The 4,042-nt window shown below is 70.6% G+C and carries 4 protein-coding genes; 1 reads left to right on the forward strand and 3 read right to left on the reverse strand.

All coding sequences use genetic code 11. The annotated features are described in order from the left end of the window. The first annotated feature begins 219 nt into the window (after positions 1 to 219). Positions 220 to 1,188, forward strand: coding sequence for a Bug family tripartite tricarboxylate transporter substrate binding protein (locus tag ACTIFU_RS22810; protein ID WP_439580620.1), 969 nt, complete (start codon positions 220 to 222; stop codon positions 1,186 to 1,188). Positions 1,189 to 1,242: 54 nt separating this feature from the next. On the opposite strand, the gene ACTIFU_RS22815 is transcribed toward ACTIFU_RS22810, so the two are convergent. The 3 genes from ACTIFU_RS22815 to ACTIFU_RS22825 are packed head-to-tail and all read right to left on the reverse strand — an operon-like array spanning position 1,243 to position 3,973. Beyond that, positions 1,243 to 1,827, reverse strand: coding sequence for a Smr/MutS family protein (locus ACTIFU_RS22815; protein ID WP_439580621.1), 585 nt, complete (start codon positions 1,825 to 1,827; stop codon positions 1,243 to 1,245). Beyond that, on the reverse strand, positions 1,827 to 2,546 hold the full coding sequence (locus tag ACTIFU_RS22820) for a LutC/YkgG family protein (RefSeq protein ID WP_439580622.1): 720 nt from the start codon (positions 2,544 to 2,546) through the stop codon (positions 1,827 to 1,829). Before ACTIFU_RS22820 ends, ACTIFU_RS22815 begins: the two co-directional genes overlap by 1 nt. Beyond that, entirely contained in the window at positions 2,546 to 3,973 is a 1,428-nt protein-coding gene (locus ACTIFU_RS22825) for a LutB/LldF family L-lactate oxidation iron-sulfur protein (protein ID WP_439580623.1), read from the reverse strand. Before ACTIFU_RS22825 ends, ACTIFU_RS22820 begins: the two co-directional genes overlap by 1 nt. Positions 3,974 to 4,042 lie beyond the last annotated feature (69 nt).

Raw genomic sequence — 4,042 nt, forward strand, 5'->3', positions numbered from 1 at the left:
CGGAGGACGGCCTGCTGCTGCGCGAGGGCTGGCGCATCACGGTCACGGCACGCGGCCGGCCGTTCCTGCGCGCGATCGCTGCGGTGTTCGACCGACATCTCGATGCCGGAGCGGGGCGCCACGCCCGTGCCGTGTGAGCGTCTTGCGGACGCAACGTCCGCTCTCTAGCCTGAGGGAAGGATGTCCCGGGCGAGGGCGCCCCACACGGAGGAGACAAGGATGAGCCGGATGACGGTAGGCCGGCGGGCGGTCCTGGCGACGCCCGCGCTGGTGATCGCAGCACCAGCGCGGGCGCAGGATGGACGACCGCTGCGCATCGTCGTCCCGTTCCCGCCGGGCGGGTCGGTTGACCTGGTCAGCCGGATCGTGCAGCCGCGGCTGGCGGAGCGCCTCGGCCGCGCGGTGGTGATCGAGAACCGTACCGGCGCTTCGGGGATGATCGGCTCCGGCGCGGTTGCGCAGTCGCCGCCCGATGGCTTGACGATCGTCTGGGGCAACATCGCCACGCACGGGATCAACGTCTCGATCTACGAGCGGATGCCCTACGACCCGGTGACCGATTTCACTCCCGTGACGCTGGCGTGCGCGATCTCGTTCATGCTGGTGGTGCATCCATCGGTCCCGGTCCAGACCGTGCGCGAGCTCGTCGAGCTCTCGAAGCGACCCGAGGCACGTCTCAGCTACGGGTCGGCCGGGTCGGGAAGCCTGCCGCATCTGCTGACCGAGATGCTCAAGAGCGCGACCGGTGCGCGGCTCGAGCATATCCCCTATCGAGGGGGCGGACCCATGCTGATCGACCTGGTCGCCGGAACGATCAGTGCGGTGTTCGCCGATGTGCCGTCGTTGCTGCCGCATGTGCGTGCCGGGGCCGTGCGCGCGCTTGCGGTTGCGGGGGCAGAACGGTCGGCCCTGCTGCCCGATCTGCCGACGGTGGCCGAGACCTATCCGGGCGTGTCCGGCACGGCATGGCACGGCGTGTTCGCGCCAGCCCGAACCCCGCCGGAGATCATCGCGCCGCTGAATGCCGCGCTGGTGGCGGTGCTGCGCGAACCCGAGATCCGCACTCGCCTGCTTGCGTCCGGCGCCGAGCCGATCGCCTCGACGCCGGAGGAGCTGCGCCGGTTTCAGGCCGCCGAGATCGCCAAGTGGCGCACGATCGCGCGTGCGGTTGGAGCCAAGGCGGAATAGTCGGACGGGTCTCGGCCTGTGAGGGTGTGCGGGGGAGGTGTGGCCTCCCCCGGCTCAGGTTCTCTTCCTTCGCAGCAACAGATGCACGGCGCCGGTGTTGGCCCGATGCGGGTGCGCGATCGCGAGGATGGCGTCGCGCAGAGGCGGTGCGTTGAGCCAGTGCGGCAGCTCGCGCCGCAGCACGCCGCCGGTCTCTCCCGTGCCCTTGCCCGTGACGATCGCGATGCAGCGCAGCCCGTCGGCCTGGGCGGCGCGCACGAAGCGGCGAACGGCGTCATGGGCGTCCTCGGCGCGGCGCCCGTGCAGATCGAGCGTGCGTTCCGGCAGCATGCGGCCACGACGGAGGTCATCCCAGCGTCGGCGATCAAGGCCGCCGGGGGCGACGCCGATGGCGAGGTCCGGAGGCGGTGGCGGCGCTGTCCTCGCCCTGCCTCTCTCCCGCACCTGCGGGAGAGCGGATGCGGCGGCGGCATCAGGTTCGTTCGCGCCCTCCCATTCGCGCGGGTCACGGGGCCTCGGTTCCGGCTGGAGCGGCGCGATGCCGGCGGCGGTGACGAAGCGGCGCCAGAGCGACGCCTCCTCCTCGGTCACCGTCCGGCGGCGTCGCGCGGGCGGGATGCGCGCGCGCGGCGGTCGCATCAGCCGGCGTCGTCTTCCAGAAGGATGACGTGGAGCTGGCGCGGCCCATGCGCGCCGAGTTCGAGCGTCTGCTCGATGTCGGCCGAGCGCGAAGGGCCGGTGATCATCATCACGTTGCGCGGCATGAAGGTGGTGCCGGTCGGCGTGTCGCCCGACCCGTCGCGATCGCTGCGGATCAGGTCGAACGCGTCCTCGTAGGCGCCGACGATACGGCTCGCGCGCAGCACGACGATGTGCGTGTCGGGCAGGATGTTCAGCGTCGTCGGATGCTCGGGACCGGAGAGCATCAGCATCGTTCCGGTCTCGGCGACCGCGGCGAAGCACGGTGTGACGGAGACCGGGTCGGTCGGCGTCGCGCGGCCGAAGGCGACGCGCAGCATCGGCCGGTCCGACCAGGGCACGCGCTGCAGCAGCGGATCGGGTGCCACGCGCAACTCGGCCGGCAGGTTGCGCTGCGCGAGATACTCGGCGATCAGGCCCGGGATCTCGGCCTCCGAGGCCGCGCGCGCGACGGTGCCGTACTCCTTCTCGAGCTCGGCGATGAAGGTCTCGACCCGCTGTTCGCGTGGCACGCGTCCGCGCGCGGGCACGAGGTTGCGCGGATGGTGCTTCAGCCGGTCGAGCAGTCCGGCGGTCACGCTGTCGGGCAGGGCGTCACGCCTCAGTCCGCGGCGGATGCGGCCGAGGATGCGCGCGCGCGCGTCGATCCCCTGCTCCATCAGATCAGGCCCCGGCGCTTCAGCCGCGCGTAACGGGCGTGGAACGTCTCGCCCTCGGGGGCGGGCATGTCGCGCCCACCGGTCCAGCCCTTGGCGAGCGGCAGCCACGAGAACCGACCCTTGCGCCGGCCAAGCAGGCCGAGCGCGCGCATCGCGACGCGCGTGCTGAGGCGATAGGCCGACGGGCGCTTGGCGAACCAGGCCCAGACGCCGAGGCCGAAGCGCGCGGCGCGTGGCGTCAGGTGCCGCTCGAACTCGCGCTCGCGCCAATGGCGCATCATCTTCGGCAGCGGGATCTTCACGGGGCAGACGCTCTCGCACTTGCCGCAGAAGGTGCTGGCATTGGGCAGGTGGCCGGCCTTCTCGACCCCGATCAGCGAGGGTGTCAGCACGCTGCCCATCGGCCCCGGATAGACCCAGCCATAGCTGTGCCCGCCCACCGCGCCATAGACCGGGCAGTGGTTCATGCAGGCCGCGCAGCGGATGCAGCGCAGCATGTCCTGGAACTCGGTGCCGACCATGTTGGAGCGGCCGTTGTCGAGCAGCACGACGTGGTACTGCTCGGGCCCGTCGAGGTCCGCTGTCCGGCGCGGTCCGGTGGAGAAGGTGACGTAGGTCGAGAAGTCCTGGCCGACCGCGCTGCGCGCAAGCATGCGCAGGATGACGCACGCATCCTCGAGCGTGGGCACCACCTTCTCGATCGACGCGAGCGCGATGTGGACCTTCGGCAGGGTCTGGGTGAGATCGCCGTTGCCCTCGTTCGTCACGATTACGGAACTGCCGGTCTCGGCGATCAGCATGTTCGCGCCGGTGATGCCGACATCGGCGGCGAGGAACTTGTCGCGCAGCACCTCGCGCGCCTCGGCCATCAGGTCGCGGCGTTCGTTGAACACGCGGTCGGGCGGGAATGTCGTGTGGCTCTTCTTGAACGCTTCGATCCAGTCCTCGCGGTTGAGATGGAAGGCGGGACCGATGATATGGCTCGGCGGTTCGTTGCGGAGCTGGAGGATGTACTCGCCGAGATCGGTCTCCACCGGCTGGATGCCGGCCGCCGCCAGGTGCTCGTTCAGCGCGATCTCCTCGGAGATCATCGACTTCCCCTTGGTGACGGTTCGGGCGCCGACCGAGCGGCAGATCTCGAGCACGATGCGCCGCGCGTCCTCGGCCGTTTCGGCCCAGTGCACGTGTCCGCCCTGCGCCTCGACCGCGCGCGCATAGGTGTCGAGGTAGAAGTCGAGATGGGTGATGGTGTGGTTCTTCAGGTCGCGGCCGAGCTCGCGGCACCGCTCGAACTCCGGGAGGGTGGCGACGCCCTTGGCGCGCTTCTCGATGAAGCGCGGCCGGACGTTGGCGAGCGCCTTCTGAAGCCCCGGGTCGTTGAGCGCCCGGGCGGCGTTCTGCTTGAAGGCGGGCGAGGTTGTGAGCACTGGATGATCCTCAATAGAGTGGGGGGACCACGCTGGTCCCCCCACACCCCCCTGCATCCAGGGGCCGCT

Source organism: Elioraea sp., from assembly GCF_051860475.1.
Lineage (GTDB): Bacteria > Pseudomonadota > Alphaproteobacteria > Acetobacterales > Acetobacteraceae > Elioraea.